The sequence below is a fragment of the Pseudomonas sp. MN1F genome, from assembly GCF_009391885.1.
Classification (GTDB): Bacteria; Pseudomonadota; Gammaproteobacteria; order Pseudomonadales; family Pseudomonadaceae; genus Aquipseudomonas.
Map to the genome: position 1 here is coordinate 1 of NZ_VZII01000055.1, position 19,230 is coordinate 19,230.

Here is a 19,230-nt window from a genome sequence, read left to right on the forward strand (position 1 = left end):
TCCGGGGCTATAGCTCAGCTGGGAGAGCGCCTGCATGGCATGCAGGAGGTCAGCGGTTCGATCCCGCTTAGCTCCACCAATTCTGCCAGGGTTCGATTCATCGAATCTTCGCGAAGGTTACGTCCCCTTCGTCTAGTGGCCTAGGACACCGCCCTTTCACGGCGGTAACAGGGGTTCGAGTCCCCTAGGGGACGCCATTTTTACCCGCGTTTTGCGGGACTTTAAAGGCTCATTCGCTTATTGAATGGGCCTTTTGTTTTTTCCTCCCCAAAATATTCCGGCGCCGACAAATGGCGGCAGATTTTGCTTGCCAAAAAATATGATGAGAATAATATTTCGATCATCATATTTTGAGCGGCGAGCCGGCCAATGAGCGACAAGAAGAGCAAGACCCGCGAACGTATTCTGGAAGCTGCGCGCAGCGCGTTGATCCAGCATGGCCCGGCCGAGCCGAGTGTCAGCCAGGTGATGGGCGCGGCAGGGCTGACCGTTGGCGGGTTCTACGCGCACTTCGAGAGCAAGGACGAGCTCATGCTCGAGGCCTTCCGCCAGTTGCTGAACGAGCGGCGTGCCTTGCTCGCCCAGGTCGACCCGAACCTGGATGGGGAAGGGCGCCGCGCCCTGGTGAGTGCCTTCTATCTGTCGCGCAAGCACCGTGACGCCGAAGTGCATGCCTGTCCGCTACCTAACTCGCTCGGTGAGATGCAACGCCTGCCAGAAGCGTTCCGCGAGGTGCTGGCCGAGCATATCGAGCTGATGACCGCGGCCATGGTCGACCGCCCGGAAGACGCCGACAAGGCCTTGGCTGACCTGGCCCTGATGATCGGTGGCTTGGCCCTGGCGCGGGCCTTGGGCCCGGTTGAGCTGTCCGACCGCATTCTACGTGCCGCCAAGTCGGCAGTTCTCTGATACCCCTGATCCTGGAGCAAGGCGATGACTACCCTGAGCTGGATTCGTGGCGTAAATGGCACCCTGGGTCGACTGGCCCCTGAGCACGTCGCCAGCAAGATGCGCCGTGCCTTCATGACCCCGCGCAACCTGCCGCCCCGGCAATGGGAGCTGCCGCTGCTGGCCAGCGCCGAGCGCATCACCTTGCGCTTCGGCCTGTCGGCCTTGCGCTGGGGCAAGGGGCCGACGGTGTTGCTGATGCATGGCTGGGAAGGGCGCCCAACCCAGTTTGCGGCATTGATCGAAACCCTGGTGCAGGCCGGGCACACCGTGGTGTCGCTGGAAGGGCCGGCCCATGGCCGTTCGCCCGGCCAGCAGGCGCACGTGGTGCTGTTTGCCCGGGCGCTGCTGGAAGCGGCTGCCGAATTGCCGCCGCTGCGTGCCGTGATTGGTCACTCCATGGGCGGTGCCAGTGTGTTGCTGGCCCTGCAGATGGGGCTGCGTGCCGAGGCTGCAGTGAGCATTGCGGCGCCAGCGCAGCTGCTCGGTGTGCTGCGTGGTTTTGCCCATCGCCTGGGTTTGCCGGCGCGGGCCAGGGCGGCGTTCATTCGCCAGGTCGAGCAGGATGTCGGCATGCAGATCGCCCGTCTCGATGTCAATGGCTACCAGCTGGAGCTGCCGGGGCTGGTGGTGCATGCGGTGGATGACGCACTGGTGCCTGCCGGTGAAGCGCAGGTCATTCACAAGGCCTGGTTCGATAGCCGGCTCATGCTGCTGGAGGAGGGCGGGCACCAACGGGTGCTGGCTGACCCGCGTCTGAGCGATGCGGTGTTGGAGCTGCTGGCCCGTGAACCTTCGCGGCAGAGTGCCTGAACATCCGTTACACTCGGCCCGTTCACTGATATTGGGAGCGGGCATGAGCTGGGACCTGGCAACGCCATTCATCATCGACCTGCGCGTCGGTAGCGAGGACATCGACGGCCTCGGTCACGCCAACAACGCGGTCTACGTCACCTGGCTGGAGCGCTGCGCCTGGCGCCACTCCCAGCGCCTGGGCCTGGACCTGGCCGAATATCGGCGCCTGGACCGGGCCATGGCGGTGGTACGCCACGAGATCGACTACCTGGCCGCGGGCTACGAGGACGACGAGCTGCAACTGGCCACCTGGATCGTCGACTGGGACCAGCGCTTGCGCATGACTCGGCGCTTCCAGCTCAAGCGCCCGCGCGACGGCGTGACCTTGCTGCGTGCGCAGACCACCTTCGCCTGCATTGAGCTGTCCAGCGGCAAGCCCAAGCGCATGCCGGCCGAGTTTCTCGACGGTTACGGGCCGGCGCTGATCGGCAGCTGAAGTAACGGCATTTTTTGCTAGACTGCCGCCTTTTTCGCCGAGACCCAGACATGCAAATTGCCCTGGCCCCCATGGAGGGGCTGGTCGACAACATCCTGCGCGACGTCCTGACCCGAGTGGGTGGCATCGATTGGTGCGTCACCGAGTTCATCCGCGTGTGCGACCGCCTGCTGCCGGCGTCTTCATTCGACAAGCTCGCCCCAGAGCTGCGCCAGGGCGCGCGTACCGCCGCTGGTGTGCCGATGCGCGTGCAGTTGCTGGGCTCGGACCCTGTATGCCTGGCGGAAAACGCCGCGCTAGCCTGTGAGCTGGGCGCGCCGGTCATCGACCTGAACTTCGGCTGCCCGGCCAAGACCGTGAACAAGTCGCGTGGCGGCGCGGTGCTGCTCAAGGAGCCGGAGCTGTTGCATGCCATCGTCCGTGAAGTGCGCCGCGCGGTGCCCGCGCATATCCCGGTCACTTCCAAGATGCGCCTGGGCTTCGACAGCCCGGATGGGGCGCTGGATTGCGCCACGGCCTTGGCCGAGGGCGGCTCGGCGCACCTGGTGGTGCATGCGCGGACCAAGGTCGAAGGCTACAAGCCGCCCGCCCACTGGGAGTGGGTGGCGCGGGTGCAGGATGTGGTCCGGGTGCCGGTGTTTGCCAACGGTGAAATCTGGACCGTCGACGACTGGCGGCGTTGCCGCGAGGTCAGCGGTGCGCAAGACATCATGCTGGGGCGAGGGCTGGTGTCGCGCCCGGACCTGGCCCTGCAGATCGCCGCAGCGCGTGACGGGCACGAATACCAGCCGATGAGCTGGGCTGAGCTGCTGCCGTTGCTGCGCGAGTTCTGGCGCCAGGCCCAGGCCAAGCTGTCGCCGCGCTATGCGCCGGGGCGGATGAAGCAGTGGCTGGCGATGCTGACCCGTGGTTATCCCGAGGCGGTGGTGCTGTTTGCCGAGTTGCGGCGCGAGGACGATTGCGCGCGGATCAGCCGGTTGCTTGGGGTTGATGCAACCACCTTTGAGGCCTGTGTAGCCTGAACTGGCCTCTTCGCGTCGAACCGCCGCGAAGGGGCCATCGGCTCAAACGCTGAATTCAAATTTTTTTTTCTGTCCCCTTGAAAGCTTTTTTGCTGGCCATATTTCTTCAGTACGCGATGCCGAAGTCGGGTCGCGCAATGACTTACTTGCTGAATTTCAGGAGTTTATGACCATGACTAGCGCTTTCTCTCTCGCTCCACTGTTCCGCCATTCCGTTGGCTTCGACCGTTTCAACGACCTGTTCGAGTCTGCGGCACGCAATGAGGCGGGTAGCAGCTACCCACCCTACAACGTGGAAAAACATGGCGATGACCACTATCGCATCGTGGTTGCCGCAGCCGGTTTCCAGGAACAGGACCTCGACCTGCAAGTCGAAAAGGGTGTCCTGACGGTGATCGGCGGCAAGCGCGAAAACGACGCTGCTGAAGTGACCTACCTGCACCAGGGCATTGCCCAGCGTGCCTTCAAGCTGTCGTTCCGCCTGGCTGACCACATCGAGGTGAAATCGGCGGGCCTGGCCAACGGCCTGCTCAGCATCGACCTGCTGCGCATCGTGCCTGAAGAGGCCAAGGCCAAGCGTATCCCGATCAATGGCGACAAGCCGGCACTGAACTGAGTTCGGTAAGAAGACAGAAAGGGCACCTTCGGGTGCCCTTTTTGCGTTTTCAGTAATCCGCCGGTGCTTCCAGCAACATCTGCCTGAACTCCGGCAGTGGTAGTGGTCGGCTGTGCAGGTAACCCTGATACAGGTGGCAGCCCAGGCGTTCGAGAAACGCCAGTTGCTCGGTCAGCTCCACCCCCTCGGCAATCACTGCCAGGTCAAGGCTGCGGGCCATGGCCACGATGGCGCGGACAATCTCGGCGTCATTGGGGTCGTCCGGGGCGTCGCGGACGAACGTCTGGTCGATTTTCAGCGCGTCCACCGGCAGGCGCTTGAGATAAGTCAGCGAGGAATAGCCGGTGCCGAAGTCATCCATGGCAAAGCTCACGCCATAGCGCTTGAGTTCACGCATCTTGCTGATGGTGTCTTCCAGGTTCTGGATGACGATGCCCTCGGTGATCTCCAGCTTCAGCATTTTTCGCGGCAGGCGGTAGTCGTCCAGGCTGCGCAGTACCCGCTGGACGAAGTCGTTCTGGCGGAACTGCCGCGGGCTGATGTTCACGCACAGGCTGAAGTCATCGGCATTGATCAGGCGGTCTTCCAGCATGCGCGCGCAGGCGTCACAGGCTTCGTCGAGGATCCAGCTGCCAACTTCCAGTATCAGGCCGCTTTCTTCCAGCACCTGGATAAACTGCGCCGGGGGTTGCTGGCCCAGTTGCGGATGGTGCCAGCGCAGCAGCACTTCGGCACCGACGATGCGATTGTCGCGGGCATCGACCTGGGGCTGGAAATGCAAGGCCAGTTCGCCGCGGGCCAGCGCCAGGCGCAGGTCGCTTTCCATGCGCAGGCGTTCGCTGGCGGCCTTCTGCATGGTGGTATGGAACAGTTGGGTGGTGTTGCGCCCTGAATCCTTGGCTCGGTAAAGGGCGATATCGGCGCGCTTGAGCAGGTCGGCCGGCGTCGCACCATGGTCGGGGATCAGCGCCACGCCGATGCTGGGTGTCACCTGCAGGCGCTGGCCGTCCAGCGACATCGGTTCGGCGAGCAGTTCGCGCAGGGTGTCGGCCAGCTCGCGGACCTTGCCTTCCACCGCTTCGCGGCTGCCTTCCAGGCCACTGAGCAGCACCACGAACTCATCGCCGCCCAGACGTGCCACGGTGTCTTCCAGGCGCACACTGGCCTCCAGGCGTGCAGTGATGATCTTCAGCACGGTGTCGCCCACCGGGTGCCCAAGCGAGTCGTTGATGTGCTTGAAATGGTCGAGGTCGAGGAACAGCAGCGCGCCACGCAGGTTGTGGCGGCGCAACAGGGCAATCTGCTGGCTCAGGCGGTCCATCAGCAAGGCGCGGTTGGGCAGGTTGGTCAGCGGGTCGTGGTAGGCGAGGTGACGGATTTGCGCCTGGGCGTTCTTCAGCTGGCTGACATCACGGGCGGTCAGCAGCAAGCAGTCGGCCTCATTGAGGCTGATCGGCTCCACCGACACCTCCACGGTGAGGATGTCGCCGCGCTTGTTGCGCCCGAGCATTTCCCGGTGGTGCACCCGGCCACGTTCCTTGAGCTCGCTGAGCAAGGCGCTGCGCTGCTTGTCGTCGGCCCAGATGCCGATTTCGTAGACGCTGCGGCCGATCACTTCGTCGGCGCTGTAACCGGTCAGGCGGCAGAAGCCGTCGTTGACCTCCAGGTAGCGGCCACTGCGGCGCTCGGTGATGGTGATGGCGTCGGGGCTGGAGTGGAAGGCCTTGGCGAACTTCTCTTCGCTGGCCTTGAGTGCCGCCTCGGCACGTTGCTGCTGGGTGATGTCGCGCAGAGTGGTGACGCTGCACGGCTGGTCATCGACGCTGATCAGGCGGCTGGCGATGACGCAGGTCAGCGGCGAGCCATTGCGGTGGTTGACCACCACCGCCACGTTGCTCAGTGCCTGCTCGCGGATCACCCGTTCGATGCGTCGGGCGCGTTCGATCGATTCGGCCCACAGGCCAATCTCTTCGGCGGTGCGGCCGATCACCTGTTCGGCGCTCCAGCCGAAGGTCTGGGTGAAGGCCGGGTTGATCTCGATGAACTGGCCGGTGTCCTGGCGGGTCACGCAGATCGGGTCGGGGCTGACCTGGAACAGGCTGGCGAATTTTTCTTCCGAGGCGCTCAGGCGCTGTTCGCGTTCCACCTGCTCGGTGATGTCGAGCAAGGTGCCAGCCATGCGCAACGGGTTGCCCTGATCGTCGCGGTACAGGCGGGCACGGCTTTCGATGTAGCGCGAGGTGCCGTTTTCCAGCTGCACGCGGTAGGTGATCTGGTAGTTGCCGGCCGGGCCTTCGCGCAGGCTGCGGTAGGCCTGGCGCATGCTGGAGCGTTCGTGTTCCGGCACGCCTTCGAAGAACGAATCGAACGATTCATGGAACGGCACCGGGTCCAGCCCGTGCAGTTGTGCGGCGCGGGCCGAGCCGTAGAGCATGCCGCTGGGGATGTGCCAGTCCCAGGTGCCCAGTTGCGCCGAGTCCAGCGCCAGGTCGAGGCGTTCCTGGCTGTCCTTGAGGGCCTGTTCGGCGCGTTTGCGCTCGGTGGTGTCGACGAAGGTGCTGATCAGGTAGGTCACTCCCTCCATCTCGATGCTCTGGGTGCACAGGATGCCGTCGTGGAGTTTGCCGGTGCTGGCGCGGAACTGCACTTCCATGATTGCCGGGCCGTGGTTGGCGCGGGTGGCCTCGATGACCTGGTGGCGTTGTTCGGGGTTGACCCACAGGCCCAGCTCGATGCTGGTCTTGCCGATCACCTGGCCGCCGGGCCAGCCGAACATGTCCTCGAAGTGCTGGTTGACCTCGATGATCATGCCGTCCTGGCGGCGGCTCAGCAGAATGGCGTTGGGGCTCAGGTGGAACAGCGTGGCGAAGCGCTTTTCCGAGTTGATCAGCGCGGTTTCCCGTTCACGCTGGCGGGTGATTTCGCGGATCACCCCGATCATCTGCCTCCGGCCATGGCGGTCATGGGTCAGGCTGCCGTTGATTTCCAGCCAGTGCAAGGTGCCATCCGGCCAACGAATGCGATGGCGCATGGCTTGCTCTACCGGCTCGCCATTGACCACCGCGTGGAACAGCTGGCGGGTGCGGGCACGGTCTTCTTCCGGCAACAGGTCGAGGTAATCGATGTCATTGGGCAGCGGGCGTTGCGGGTCGAAGCCGAACAGCGCCTGGGTGCCCCGTGACCAGCTGATCCGGCCAGTGTCGATATCCCATAGCCAGGCGCCCAGGCGTGCGCCATTGAGCGCGGCCAGCAGCTGCGGGGCGTTCTGCCAGGCCTGTTCCGATTCCTGCGGGTCGGCCGCTGGGATGCGCGGCAGGCGCGGAAAGCGATTTGCTGATTTGGGCATTGGTACCAGACCTTTGGCGTGTGACGCGTCCTTGAGTTGGAAATGCCGAGCTGACGACCGGTCAGGCGGACCCTGCGTGGCTGTCGAGCAGGGCCATGAAGGCCCTTGCAGCGTTCGATAGCGTGCGCTCCGTGTGCAGAATGTAGCCTAGCTGGCGCGACAGCTGTATGCCGGGCAAGGCGATGGGTGCAACCTGATCATCCAGCATAGTCCGGGGCAGCACGCTCCACGCCAGGCCGATCGACACCATCATCTTGATGGTCTCCAGGTAGTTGGTGCTCATGGCGATGTTCGGCGTCAGGCCCTGGCTTTCGAACAGGCGCTGGACGATGTGGTGGGTGAACGTGTTGCCACCGGGGAATACCGCCGGGTGGCGGGCGACATCGGCCAGGCTGACCGCCTGGTTGCTGGCCAGTGGGTGCTCGGGTGCCGCCACGAAATCCAGGGCGTCGTCCCAGACTGCAACGGCCTTGACCAGGTGGTGAGGCTCGGGGGCGAGGGTAATGACGGCAATTTCAGCGCGGCCATGGAGGATCTCATCGTAGGCTTGTTCCGAATCCATGAACTGAATATCCAACGCCACAGCTGGGTACTGCCGGGTAAAAGCCCGTAGCAGCGGGGGCAGGCGATGCAAGCCGATGTGGTGGCTGGTGGCCAGGGTGAGTCGACCGCTCACTTCCCCCGTCAAATTGGTCAGCGCCCGTCGGGTATCATCGAGAACGTTGAGGATCTGGTAGGCGCGGGGCAACAGGGCGCGGCCAGCTTCGGTCAGGGTCACTTCGCGACCCAGGCGGTCGAACAGGCGTACGTCCAGTTGCTGTTCCAGGCCGGCGATGCGTTTGCTGATCGCCGGCTGAGTGAGGAACAGGCGTTCGCCAGCACCGGAGAAGCTGCCGGTCTCGGCAATGGCAATGAATGCGCTCAGGTTGGCCAGGTCCACGATTTCGGATTCCTTTTGGTTATCCAAAGCATAAAAAATATGAATTTGAGTTATTCAATCTAACCCCATAGCATCGTCCGTACAAGCCAAGGGGTCTTTGGCATAGAAAGACGCTGATGAGGAACAGTCTGATGGCTGGCAAAACGCTCTACGACAAACTCTGGGAAGCCCATGAGGTCAAGCGCCGTGATGACGGCTCGTCCTTGATCTACATCGACCGCCATATCATTCACGAAGTGACGTCGCCCCAGGCCTTCGAAGGCCTGCGCCTGGCCAACCGCAAGCCGTGGCGCATCGATGCCAACATCGCCACCCCGGACCACAACGTGCCGACCACGCCAGAGCGCAAGGGCGGCATCGAAGCCATCGTCGACCAGGTGTCGCGCCTGCAGGTGCAGACCCTCGATGAGAACTGTGACGAATATGGCATCGTCGAATTCAAGATGAACGACGAACGCCAGGGCATCGTCCACGTCATCAGCCCGGAGCAGGGTGCCACCTTGCCTGGCATGACCGTGGTCTGCGGCGACTCGCACACCTCCACCCACGGCGCTTTCGGTGCCTTGGCCCATGGCATCGGCACGTCCGAGGTCGAGCACGTGCTCGCCACCCAGTGCCTGGTCGCCAAGAAGATGAAGAACATGCTGGTGCGTGTCGAAGGCCAGTTGCCGGCCGGCGTCACCGCCAAGGACATCGTCCTTGCCGTGATCGGCAAGATCGGCACCGCCGGTGGTAACGGCCACGCCATGGAATTCGCTGGCAGCGCCATCCGCGAATTGTCGATGGAAGGCCGCATGACCATCTGCAACATGTCCATCGAAGCCGGTGCCCGTGTTGGCCTGGTTGCGACCGACGCCACCACCGTTGCCTACGTCGAAGGCCGCCCGTATGCGCCGAAGGGCGAGGACTGGAAGCGTGCCGTCGAGGCCTGGAAAGACCTGGTTTCCGACGACGATGCCGTGTTCGACACCGTGGTCGAGCTCGACGCTGCGCAAATCAAGCCGCAAGTCAGCTGGGGCACTTCGCCGGAGATGGTGTTAGCTGTGGATCAGCGCGTGCCGGACCCGGCTGCCGAGCCAGACCTGATCAAGCGTGGTTCGATCGAGCGTGCCCTCAAGTACATGGGCCTCGCCGCCAACCAGGCGATCACCGACATCAAGCTCGACCGCGTATTCATCGGTTCGTGCACCAACTCGCGCATCGAAGACCTGCGCGCCGCTGCCGAGATCGCCAAGGGCCGCAAGGTCGCCGCGACGGTCAAGCAGGCGCTGGTCGTGCCGGGCTCGGGCCTGGTCAAGGCCCAGGCCGAGCGTGAAGGCCTGGACAAGATCTTCCTCGAAGCTGGCTTCGAATGGCGTGAGCCCGGCTGCTCGATGTGCCTGGCGATGAACCCGGACCGCCTGGAAAGCGGCGAGCACTGCGCGTCCACCTCCAACCGCAACTTCGAAGGCCGTCAGGGCGCCGGTGGCCGTACCCACCTGGTCAGCCCGGCCATGGCCGCCGCCGCCGCGGTGACCGGCCACTTCATCGACGTCCGCGAGTTGATCCAAGGGAGCGCAGCATGAAAGCCTTTACCCAGCACACCGGTCTCGTCGCGCCGTTGGATCGTGCCAACGTCGACACCGACCAGATCATCCCCAAGCAGTTTCTCAAGTCGATCAAGCGCACCGGCTTCGGCCCCAACCTGTTCGACGAGTGGCGTTACCTTGATGTCGGCCAGCCATACCAGGACAACAGCAAGCGCCCGCTGAACCAGGAATTCGTGCTCAACCACGCACGTTACCAGGGTGCCAGCGTGCTGCTGGCGCGGGAGAACTTCGGTTGTGGTTCGAGCCGTGAACACGCGCCGTGGGCACTGGACGAATACGGCTTCCGCAGCGTGATCGCACCGAGCTTCGCCGACATCTTCTTCAACAACAGCTTCAAGAACGGCTTGCTGCCGATCATCCTCAGCGACGAGGAAGTCGATGAGTTGTTCAAGCAGGTCGAAGCCAACCCGGGCTACCAGCTGACCATCGACCTGCAGGCGCAGGCGGTGACCCGCCCGGATGGCAAGGTGCTGCACTTCGAGATCGACGCATTCCGCAAGCACTGCCTGCTCAATGGCCTGGATGACATCGGCCTGACCCTGCAGGACAGCGACGCGATCAAGGTGTTCGAAGGCAAGCACCGCGCCAGCCAGCCTTGGCTGTTCCGTGATGCCTGACGTTCGTCGTTAGCAGTACCGGCCCCTGTGGCAGCGGGCTTGACCCGCCAAGGGGCCGGCCCCGGCAGCAACAACCTAAAGGATTGACCCCATGACCAGCACCACCCACACCGATGTGGTCCAGCGCCAGTTCGGCGAACAGGCCAGCGCCTACCTCAGCAGCGCCGTGCACGCCCAGGGCAGCGAATTCGCCCTGCTGCAGGCTGCACTGGCGGGGCAGGGCAATGCCCGCGTGCTGGACCTGGGTTGCGGTGCCGGTCATGTCAGTTTTCACGTTGCGCCCCTGGTTGCCGAAGTGGTCGCCTACGACCTCTCGCAATCGATGCTCGACGTGGTCGCCAGCGCCGCCAGCGAGCGCGGCCTGGGCAATATCACTACCGAATGCGGTGCCGCCGAACGCCTGCCGTTCGCCGACGCTTCGTTCGATTTCGTCTTCAGCCGCTATTCGGCGCACCACTGGAGCGACCTCGGCGTGGCCCTGCGCGAAGTGCGCCGGGTGCTCAAGCCGGGCGGCGTGGCCGCGTTCATCGACGTGATGTCGCCGGGCAGCCCGTTGCTCGACACCTACCTGCAGACCGTGGAAGTGCTGCGCGACACCAGTCACGTGCGCGACTACTCCGCCGCCGAATGGCAGCGCCAGGTCAGTGAAGCCGGCCTGCACGTGCGCAGCCACACGCGCCAGCCGCTGCGCCTGGAGTTCAGCAGCTGGGTCGAGCGCATGCGCACCCCGGAGCCGATGCGTGTTGCCATCCTCCAATTGCAGCAAGCCATGGGCGAAGAAGTACGGCAGTATTACCAGATCGAGGCCGATGGCTCGTTCAGCACCGATGTGCTGGTGCTGTGGGCCGAGCGATAAGCACTTTTCGGTGGGGCCCGCTTGGCCGCACCGCGTGAATGGATAGAGGAAAGCATGAGCAAGCAGATTCTGATTCTCCCAGGTGATGGCATTGGTCCGGAAATCATGGCCGAGGCAGTCAAGGTGCTGGAGCTGGCCAATGACAAGTTCCAGCTCGGCTTCAGCCTCGAGCACGACGTGATCGGCGGCGCCGCCATCGACAAGCACGGCGTACCGCTGGCCGATGAAACCCTGGAGCGTGCCCGCAAGGCCGACGCCGTGCTGCTGGGCGCCGTCGGCGGCCCGAAATGGGACAAGATCGAGCGTGACATCCGCCCGGAACGCGGCCTGCTGAAAATCCGTTCGCAACTGGGCCTGTTCGCCAACCTGCGCCCGGCCATCCTCTACCCGCAACTGGCCGACGCTTCCTCGCTGAAGCCGGAAATCGTTGCGGGCCTGGATATCCTCATCGTCCGTGAGCTGACCGGTGGCATCTACTTTGGTGCCCCGCGTGGCCAGCGCGAGCTGCAAGGCGGCGAGCGCCAGGCCTACGACACCCTGCCGTACAGCGAAAGCGAAGTGCGCCGTATCGCCCGTATCGGCTTCGACATGGCCCGTGTGCGCGGCAAGAAGCTGTGCTCGGTGGACAAGGCCAACGTCCTCGCTTCCAGCCAGTTGTGGCGCGAAGTGGTCGAAGACGTGGCCAAGGACTACCCGGACGTCGAACTGAGCCACATGTACGTCGACAACGCAGCCATGCAACTGGTCCGCGCACCGAAACAGTTCGACGTGGTAGTGACCGACAACATGTTCGGTGACATCCTGTCGGATGAGGCTTCCATGCTGACCGGTTCCATCGGCATGCTGCCTTCGGCATCCCTGGACGCCAACAACAAGGGCATGTACGAGCCTTGCCACGGTTCGGCTCCGGACATCGCCGGGCAGGGCATCGCCAACCCGCTGGCGACCATCCTGTCGGTGTCGATGATGCTGCGTTACAGCTTCAACCAGCAGGCGGCAGCCGAGGCGATCGAGAAGGCAGTCAGCATCGTCCTGGACCAGGGCCTGCGTACCGGCGACATCTGGTCGGCCGGCTGCGACAAAGTAGGCACGCAGGAAATGGGCGACGCAGTAGTCGCAGCGCTGCGGAATCTGTAATCTCTCTGGCCCGCCACCAAAAACTCAAGGTGGCGGCCCACTTTTAGCAAAGGTGTAGTTGCGATGAAACGTGTAGGTCTGATCGGTTGGCGCGGTATGGTCGGTTCCGTGCTCATGCAGCGGATGCTGGAGGAGCAGGATTTCGACCTTATCGAGCCAGTGTTCTTCACCACGTCCAACGTGGGTGGCCAGGGCCCGAACGTGGGCAAGGATATTGCTCCGCTCAAGGACGCTTATTCGATTGAAGAACTCAAGACCCTCGACGTGATCCTGACCTGTCAGGGTGGCGACTACACCAACGAGGTATTCCCCAAGCTGCGTGAAGCCGGCTGGCAGGGTTACTGGATCGATGCCGCTTCGTCGCTGCGCATGCAGGACGACGCGGTCATCGTGCTCGACCCGGTCAACCGCAAGGTCATCGACCAGCAACTCGACGCCGGTACCAAGAACTACATCGGCGGCAACTGCACCGTCAGCCTGATGCTGATGGGCCTGGGCGGGCTGTTCGAAGCCGGCCTGGTCGAGTGGATGAGCGCCATGACCTACCAGGCGGCCTCCGGTGCTGGCGCACAGAACATGCGCGAGCTGATCAAGCAGATGGGTGCAACCCATGCGGCCGTTGCCGATGACCTGGCCAACCCGGCCAGCGCCATCCTCGACATCGACCGCAAGGTGGCCGAAACCATGCGTGGCGAAGCGTTCCCGACCGAGAACTTCGGCGTGCCGCTGGCTGGCAGCCTGATCCCGTGGATCGACAAGGAGCTGCCGAACGGCCAGAGCCGTGAAGAGTGGAAGGCCCAGGCCGAGACCAACAAGATCCTCGGCCGCTTCAAGAGCCCGATCCCGGTCGACGGTATCTGCGTGCGCATCGGCGCCATGCGTTGCCACAGCCAGGCGCTGACCATCAAGCTGAACAAGGATGTGCCACTGGCCGACATCGAAGGCATGATCAGCCAGCACAACCCGTGGGTGAAACTGGTGCCGAACCAGCGCGAGATCAGCATGCAAGAGCTGACCCCGACCAAGGTGACCGGTACTTTGAACATCCCGGTTGGCCGCCTGCGCAAGCTGAACATGGGGTCCCAGTACCTGGGCGCGTTCACCGTCGGTGACCAGTTGTTGTGGGGTGCCGCCGAACCGCTGCGCCGCATGCTGCGGATCCTGCTGGAGCGTTGATCGCTGCTGTTACACCGAAAACCCGCGCTGGCGACAGTGCGGGTTTTTTTATGGCTGTCCGTCGAGGGCGCCGCACGGGCGGCGCCCGATCTCACAAGCGGCGAAATCTCCCGACGAACGCTGACTGCCATCACCCAATCCAAAAAGACGAAACAGCTAGCACAGACAAAACTCTACAATCCAAGTAAAGTGCCGCCCCCGCCGTTTCAGCAAAAGGATCTCTACCATGACCACTCCCCTGGACATCGCCGTCGTCGGCGCCACCGGCAGCGTCGGTGAAACCCTCGTGCAGATCCTCGAAGAGCTGGCCTTCCCGGTTGCTACCCTGCACCTGCTGGCCAGCATGGAATCGGCGGGCAGCAGCGTGATGTTCGCCGGCAAGAAGCTCAAGGTGCGTGAGGTCGACAGTTTCGACTTCGCCCAGGTCAAGCTGGCCTTCTTCGCCGCCAGCCCGGCCGTCAGCCGCAGCTTTGCCAGCAAGGCCGAACAGGCTGGCTGCACGGTCATCGACCTTTCCGGTGGCCTGGACGATGCCCTGGCGGTGGTGCCGGAAGCCAATGGCGACAGCCTCGCCACGCTGAAGCTGCCAGCGCGCATCACCAGCCCCAGCTGCGCCGCCGTTGCCGTGGCAGTTGCCCTGGCGCCGCTCAAGGGCCAGCTGGACATCGAACGGGTGCAGGTCATGGCAGCCCTGGCGGTATCCGCGCAGGGCCGCGAAGCGGTCAGCGAACTGGCCCGGCAAACTGCCGAGCTGCTCAATGCCCGCCCGCTGGAGCCACGTTTCTTCGATCGGCAGATGGCCTTCAACGTATTGGCCCAGGTCGGTGCCGTCGACGAGCAGGGCCATACTGCCGTGGAGCGCCGCCTGGTTGGCGAACTGCGCGTGCTGCTGGGCCTGCCGGAACTGAAGATTTCCGTGAGCTGCATTCAAGTCCCGGTGTTTTTCGGCGATAGCTTCAGTGTGGCGGTGCAGAGCCGCCGTCCGGTCGATCTGGGCCAGGTCAACCAAGCGCTGGAGCAGGCCGAAAGCGTCGAGCTGGTGGAAAACGATGATTATCCGACCCCGGTCGGTGACGCAGTTGGCCAAGACGTGGTCTATGTTGGTCGTGTACGCCATGGAATTGACGAAAACCAGCAGCTCAACCTCTGGTTGACCACCGACAATGTGCGTAAGGGCGCTGCGTTGAACGCCGTGCAGGTGGCGCAATTGTTGATTAAACACATGGCGTAAAAGATACTGGCGAGCACTTTTGTCCCGCGCCATACGCAGGTTTTTTGGGACGATTCATACAAGGGAAGAGGTCATGCTTCGAATTCGCAAACTGGTTCTGGCCATGGCGGCAGCGTCGGCGCTGACGTCTGGCATGGCGAATGCCCTGGGGTTGGGTGAGCTGACATTGAAGTCGGCACAGAACCAGCCTCTGGACGCCGAGATCGAGCTGCTCGATGTGCGCGACCTCACCGCAGCCGAAGTGGCGCCGAGCCTGGCGCCACCGGAAGAGTTCAGCAAGGCCGGGGTGGAGTTGCCAGGCTACCTCGAAGACCTGACCTTCACCCCGGTGATCAACCCCAACGGCAAGAGCGTGCTGCGGGTTACCTCCAGCCAGCCGTTGCCTGGCACGGTGGTCAAGTTCCTGGTGCAGGTGATGTGGCCCCAGGGCCGCCTGCTGCGTGACTACAGCGTGCTGCTCGACCAGGCCAAGGCCCAGGGCCAGCAGCCCGCAGCGGCTAATGTCAACCCGGCCACCAGCAGCGCAGGCAGCTACACCACCAAGCGCCGCGACACCCTGTGGCAGATCGCCGCCCGCAATACCCAGGGCGGTGCCTCGGTGCAGCAGACCATGATCGCCATCCAGGCGCTCAACCCGGATGCCTTCATCGGCAACAACATCAACCAGCTGAAGGTTGGCCAGGTCCTGCGCCTGCCCGACCAGCAGCAGGCCCAGAGCATTCCTCAGGGCGAAGCCAACCGCGAAGTGGCCGAGCAGTATGCCGCCTGGCGTGAAGGCCGGCGCCTGGGGCCGCGTGCGCGACAGCTGGATGCCACCCGCCGCGGTGCCGCCGATGCTGCGCCCGAGCGTATCGCCCAGGGCGATAACCTGCGCCTGGTCAGCCCCGGCAAGCAGGCTGGCGGTAACAGCGCCAAGGCCATCAACGACAAGCTGGCGGTGGCCCAGGAAAGCCTGGATACCAGCCGTCGTGACAACGACGAACTGAAGAGCCGGGTAAGCGACCTGCAGAGTCAGATGGACAAGCTGCAGAAGCTGATTCAGCTGAAGAATGACCAGTTGGCGCGCCTGGAAGCCCAAGGCGCGGCACCTGAAGCGCCGCCTGCGGGCGCCTTGCCGGGTGAGCCGACCCCAGCGCAGCCCCCTGCAGCAGCTGCGGCCCCGGCCGAGCCTGTGGTCGCGCCGGCGCCGGCAGCTGTCGACACGGCCCCGGCTGCAGCCACGGCCGACGAGGCTGCGCCTGCGCAGCCAGGGGCAATCGACGAGATGCTGGCCAACCCTATGGTGCTGGGCCTGATCGCCGGTTCCGCATTCCTCGTGCTGTTGCTTCTGCTGTTGCTGCTGGCGCGCAAGCGCAAGGCCCAGCAAGAAGCGGAAAAACACCTGCGCATGGCCCGCGCACTGGCCGAGGAGGGCGAGCGCAGCCCGGACCTCGACCTGCCACCGAGCAGCTTCGATGAGCTGGAAGTGTCCGCGCCGAGCGTTACCCTGTCGCCTGCCGTGGTAGCAGCTTCTGCTGCCGCTGCCGTGGCTGCAGAAAAACCGGCTGCCCCCGCACCTGTGGCCTCGGTTGCCGAGCCCGAGCCGGTACAGGACCCGAATGCCGAACTGCTGGCTGAAGTCGATCTGAGCCTGTCGCGTGGCCGCCTGAATCACGCGGCCGACCTGCTGGAAGCCGCCGTGGCGGCGCAGCCGGCAAATGACACCCTGCGCCTCAAGCTGATGGACGTCTATGCCCGCCAGGGCGACCACAGCGCCTTCGTCGAGCAAGAGCGCAAGCTGCCTGGCAGCGAAGCGACCACGGCGCAGGTCAACAGCCTCAAGGAGCGCTACCCGGCCATGCTGGGTCTCGCTGCCGCCGCCGTTGGCGTGGGTGCTGCGGCACTGGCCGCGGAAATGGACGAGCAGTATGTGCAGGAGTTGCTTCAGGAAGAGCCGCAAGCGCCAGCAGAAGCAGAGCCTGAAGCAGAAGCTGAGCCGCAGGCGGTCGTCGAGCCAGCGCCGGCACCTGAGCCAGAGCCAGAGCCAGCAGCTGACGCTGAGCTCGACGCAGCCGCCGAGGCTTTCACCGAGACCTCGGTGCTCGATGATAACGACCTGGACAGCGCCTTCGACCTGAGCCTGGGTGATGATCTGCCGGTGGATGATCAACTCGAGCCGCCGATGCTGGATGAGGCGCCACTGGCCGAAGCGCAGGTGGAAGCTGAACCGGCAAGCGTTGAGCCGCAAACCGATGCCGATGACGATTTCGAAGCTTTGCTGGCCCAGGCCCAGGCCGAGCCGCAGAGCGTCGACGACCTGGCTGATTTCGACCTGGCCGATTTCGATCTGGACAGTGGCGAAACGGCTGCACCGGCTGCCCCGGTTGCGGAGGAAGAGGAGCCGGTGGACGTCGCCGCGGAACTGGCAGCCTTCGATGCTATCCCGGAATTCGACCCGATTTCCGAGCTGGAACTGCCGGACGACTTCGACCTGTCGCTGTCGCTGGATGACGACTCGCCGGCAGCCAAGAGCTTTGCCTCCGAGCTGAGCGACGTCAACGCCGAGCTCGACAAGCTGTCGCAGAGCCTGGAATCGCCATCGCTGGAGCCGCACTTCACTGCCGAAGACGCCGCAGCCGAACCCGCGCCGCTGGATGACCTGGACTTCGACTTCTTCTCCGGTGCCGACGAAGTAGCGACCAAGCTTGATCTGGCGCGTGCCTACATCGACATGGGTGACCACCAGGGCGCCCGCGACATCCTCGACGAAGTGGTCAAGGATGGTGATGACGGCCAGCGTCAGGAAGCCGAAGAGATGCTCTCGCGTCTGGTCTGATTCCGCGTCAGGCAGCAACAACCACAACGGCAGCCCTACACGGCTGCCGTTGTCGTTATAATCCCCGCCATTCCGTATCACCCACAGGTTTCACGCTCTTGGACATCATCGACACCGCCGCCACCGAATCGGCCGCCGAAGGCTTCACCCGCATTGCCTTGGGTGTGGAATACAAAGGCTCGCGCTACCGCGGCTGGCAGCGCCAGGCCAGCGGTGTGCCGAGCGTCCAGCAAGCCCTCGAGCAGGCGCTGTCGAAGGTGGCCGACGAGCCGATCAGCGTCATCTGCGCCGGGCGCACCGATGCCGGCGTGCACGGCTGCGGGCAGGTCGTGCATTTCGACACCCGCGCCGTGCGTGACGAGCGCGCCTGGACCCTGGGCACCAATTTCAACCTGCCCCACGACATCAGTGTGGTCTGGTCGCGGCCGATGCCGGCGGACTTCCACGCGCGTTTCAAGGCCTGTGCCCGGCGCTACCGCTACGTGATCTACAACGACCCGATCCGCCCCGCGCACCTGGCCGAGGAAGTGACCTGGAACCACCGCCCGCTGGACGTCGAGCGCATGGCCCAGGCCGCTCAGTACCTGCTCGGTACCCATGATTTCAGTGCTTTCCGTGCCAGCCAGTGCCAGGCCAAGTCGCCGATCAAGCACATCCATCACCTGCGCGTGACCCGCCATGGCCAGATGATTGTGCTGGACGTGCGTGCCACCGCCTTCCTGCACCACATGGTGCGCAATATCGCCGGGGTGCTGATGACCATCGGTGCCGGCGAGCGTCCGGTCCAGTGGGCCCGTGAAGTGCTGGAGGGGCGCAACCGCCGTGAAGGCGGGGTGACTGCACACCCTTATGGCCTGTACCTGGTGCAGGTGGAGTACCCGGGAGAATTCCAGCTGCCGCAGCGTTACATTGGCCCACACTTTTTGACCGGCTACGAAGCGCTGGCTGACTGACGCGCCAGAAGTCATTTGCTACCATCGGGCCTTTCACCACTCACTCAAGGTTTGCTGTCCATGAGCAACGTTCGCAGCAAGATCTGCGGGATCACCCGCATCGAAGACGCGCTGGCCGCCGCCGAGGCGGGGGCCGATGCCATCGGTTTCGTCTTCTATGCCAAGAGCCCGCGTGCCGTGGACGTGCGCCAGGCGCGGGCGATCATTGCCGAACTGCCACCGTTCGTGACCACGGTCGGGCTGTTCGTCAATGCCTCGCGTTGCGAGCTGAACGAGATTCTCGAGGTGGTGCCGCTGGACCTGCTACAGTTCCACGGCGACGAAACCCCGGCCGATTGCGAGGGTTATCATCGCCCCTGGATCAAGGCCCTGCGCGTGCGCCCGGGTGATGACCTGGAAGCCGCCTGCCAGCACTATGCGGGCGCCCGCGGCATTCTCCTCGACACCTACGTGGCTGGTGTGCCTGGTGGTACCGGCGAGGCTTTCGACTGGTCGCTGGTGCCCGCGCGGCTGAGCAAGCCGATCATCCTCGCGGGCGGGCTGTCGGCCGACAACGTCGGCCAGGCGATCGCCCAGGTGCGGCCGTATGCGGTGGATGTCAGTGGCGGTGTGGAGCAGGCCAAGGGCATCAAGGATGCGGCGAAGATCGAAGCCTTCATGCGTGCGGTGAAACAGGCGTGACGGCAGATGTGA

General features: G+C 64.1%; 16 protein-coding genes and 2 tRNA genes. 16 read left to right on the forward strand and 2 right to left on the reverse strand.

Annotation, left to right across the window (positions count from 1 at the left end):
* Positions 1-3 precede the first annotated feature (3 nt).
* From F6X59_RS24595 to F6X59_RS24625, 7 genes are all read left to right on the forward strand, one after another.
* A tRNA-Ala gene (locus F6X59_RS24595) sits at positions 4-79 on the forward strand.
* A 42-nt stretch (positions 80-121) separates the two neighbouring features.
* Positions 122-197 (forward strand) — tRNA-Glu (locus F6X59_RS24600).
* Between the two features lie 172 nt (positions 198-369).
* Positions 370-909 carry a TetR/AcrR family transcriptional regulator gene (locus F6X59_RS24605; RefSeq protein ID WP_152958728.1) on the forward strand — a complete coding sequence of 180 codons (540 nt, stop codon included), beginning with the start codon at positions 370-372 and terminating at the stop codon, positions 907-909.
* A gap of 24 nt (positions 910-933) precedes the next feature.
* Positions 934-1,761 (forward strand): alpha/beta hydrolase, encoded by an 828-nt coding sequence (locus F6X59_RS24610; protein ID WP_152958729.1) that lies wholly within the window; start codon positions 934-936, stop codon positions 1,759-1,761.
* A gap of 43 nt (positions 1,762-1,804) precedes the next feature.
* Positions 1,805-2,239 carry a thioesterase family protein gene (locus tag F6X59_RS24615; RefSeq protein ID WP_152958730.1) on the forward strand — a complete coding sequence of 145 codons (435 nt, stop codon included), beginning with the start codon at positions 1,805-1,807 and terminating at the stop codon, positions 2,237-2,239.
* A gap of 50 nt (positions 2,240-2,289) precedes the next feature.
* The gene (locus F6X59_RS24620) at positions 2,290-3,261 is read left to right on the forward strand and encodes a tRNA-dihydrouridine synthase (RefSeq protein WP_152958731.1); all 972 of its coding nucleotides are present in this window, start codon (positions 2,290-2,292) and stop codon (positions 3,259-3,261) included.
* A gap of 172 nt (positions 3,262-3,433) precedes the next feature.
* Positions 3,434-3,877, forward strand: a complete 444-nt coding sequence (locus tag F6X59_RS24625) for an Hsp20 family protein (RefSeq protein WP_152958732.1) — start codon at positions 3,434-3,436, stop codon at positions 3,875-3,877.
* Between the two features lie 49 nt (positions 3,878-3,926).
* Here F6X59_RS24625 and F6X59_RS24630 read toward each other — a convergent pair whose 3' ends face one another.
* Both F6X59_RS24630 and F6X59_RS24635 read right to left on the reverse strand, forming a co-directional pair.
* Entirely contained in the window at positions 3,927-7,223 is a 3,297-nt protein-coding gene (locus F6X59_RS24630; protein ID WP_152958733.1) for a PAS domain S-box protein, read from the reverse strand.
* A 61-nt stretch (positions 7,224-7,284) separates the two neighbouring features.
* Positions 7,285-8,163 carry a LysR family transcriptional regulator gene (locus F6X59_RS24635; protein ID WP_346652825.1) on the reverse strand — a complete coding sequence of 293 codons (879 nt, stop codon included), beginning with the start codon at positions 8,161-8,163 and terminating at the stop codon, positions 7,285-7,287.
* Between the two features lie 131 nt (positions 8,164-8,294).
* On the opposite strand from F6X59_RS24635, the gene leuC reads away from it, so the two are divergent.
* The 9 genes from leuC to F6X59_RS24680 all read left to right on the forward strand — a co-directional run bounded on the left by leuC (position 8,295) and on the right by F6X59_RS24680 (position 19,218).
* Positions 8,295-9,728: a 3-isopropylmalate dehydratase large subunit gene (gene leuC, locus F6X59_RS24640; protein WP_103449728.1), complete on the forward strand. Its 1,434-nt coding sequence runs from the start codon at positions 8,295-8,297 to the stop codon at positions 9,726-9,728.
* Positions 9,725-10,369, forward strand: coding sequence for a 3-isopropylmalate dehydratase small subunit (gene leuD / locus F6X59_RS24645; protein WP_152958735.1), 645 nt, complete (start codon positions 9,725-9,727; stop codon positions 10,367-10,369). Before leuC ends, leuD begins: the two co-directional genes overlap by 4 nt.
* 91 nt (positions 10,370-10,460) lie before the next feature.
* Positions 10,461-11,225 (forward strand): class I SAM-dependent methyltransferase, encoded by a 765-nt coding sequence (locus F6X59_RS24650; protein ID WP_152958736.1) that lies wholly within the window; start codon positions 10,461-10,463, stop codon positions 11,223-11,225.
* A gap of 54 nt (positions 11,226-11,279) precedes the next feature.
* Complete coding sequence (gene leuB, locus F6X59_RS24655) at positions 11,280-12,362, forward strand: 3-isopropylmalate dehydrogenase (protein WP_152958737.1); 1,083 nt, start codon at positions 11,280-11,282, stop codon at positions 12,360-12,362.
* Between the two features lie 63 nt (positions 12,363-12,425).
* On the forward strand, positions 12,426-13,538 hold the full coding sequence (gene asd / locus F6X59_RS24660; protein ID WP_079227077.1) for an aspartate-semialdehyde dehydrogenase: 1,113 nt from the start codon (positions 12,426-12,428) through the stop codon (positions 13,536-13,538).
* A gap of 226 nt (positions 13,539-13,764) precedes the next feature.
* Entirely contained in the window at positions 13,765-14,769 is a 1,005-nt protein-coding gene (locus tag F6X59_RS24665; protein ID WP_152958738.1) for an aspartate-semialdehyde dehydrogenase, read from the forward strand.
* 73 nt (positions 14,770-14,842) lie between these two features.
* The gene (locus tag F6X59_RS24670; protein WP_152958739.1) at positions 14,843-17,584 is read left to right on the forward strand and encodes a FimV/HubP family polar landmark protein; all 2,742 of its coding nucleotides are present in this window, start codon (positions 14,843-14,845) and stop codon (positions 17,582-17,584) included.
* A gap of 98 nt (positions 17,585-17,682) precedes the next feature.
* A complete protein-coding gene (gene truA / locus F6X59_RS24675) occupies positions 17,683-18,537 on the forward strand; it encodes a tRNA pseudouridine(38-40) synthase TruA (protein WP_152958740.1) in 855 nt (284 codons plus the stop codon).
* Between the two features lie 60 nt (positions 18,538-18,597).
* Positions 18,598-19,218, forward strand: coding sequence for a phosphoribosylanthranilate isomerase (locus tag F6X59_RS24680; protein ID WP_110638360.1), 621 nt, complete (start codon positions 18,598-18,600; stop codon positions 19,216-19,218).
* Positions 19,219-19,230 lie beyond the last annotated feature (12 nt).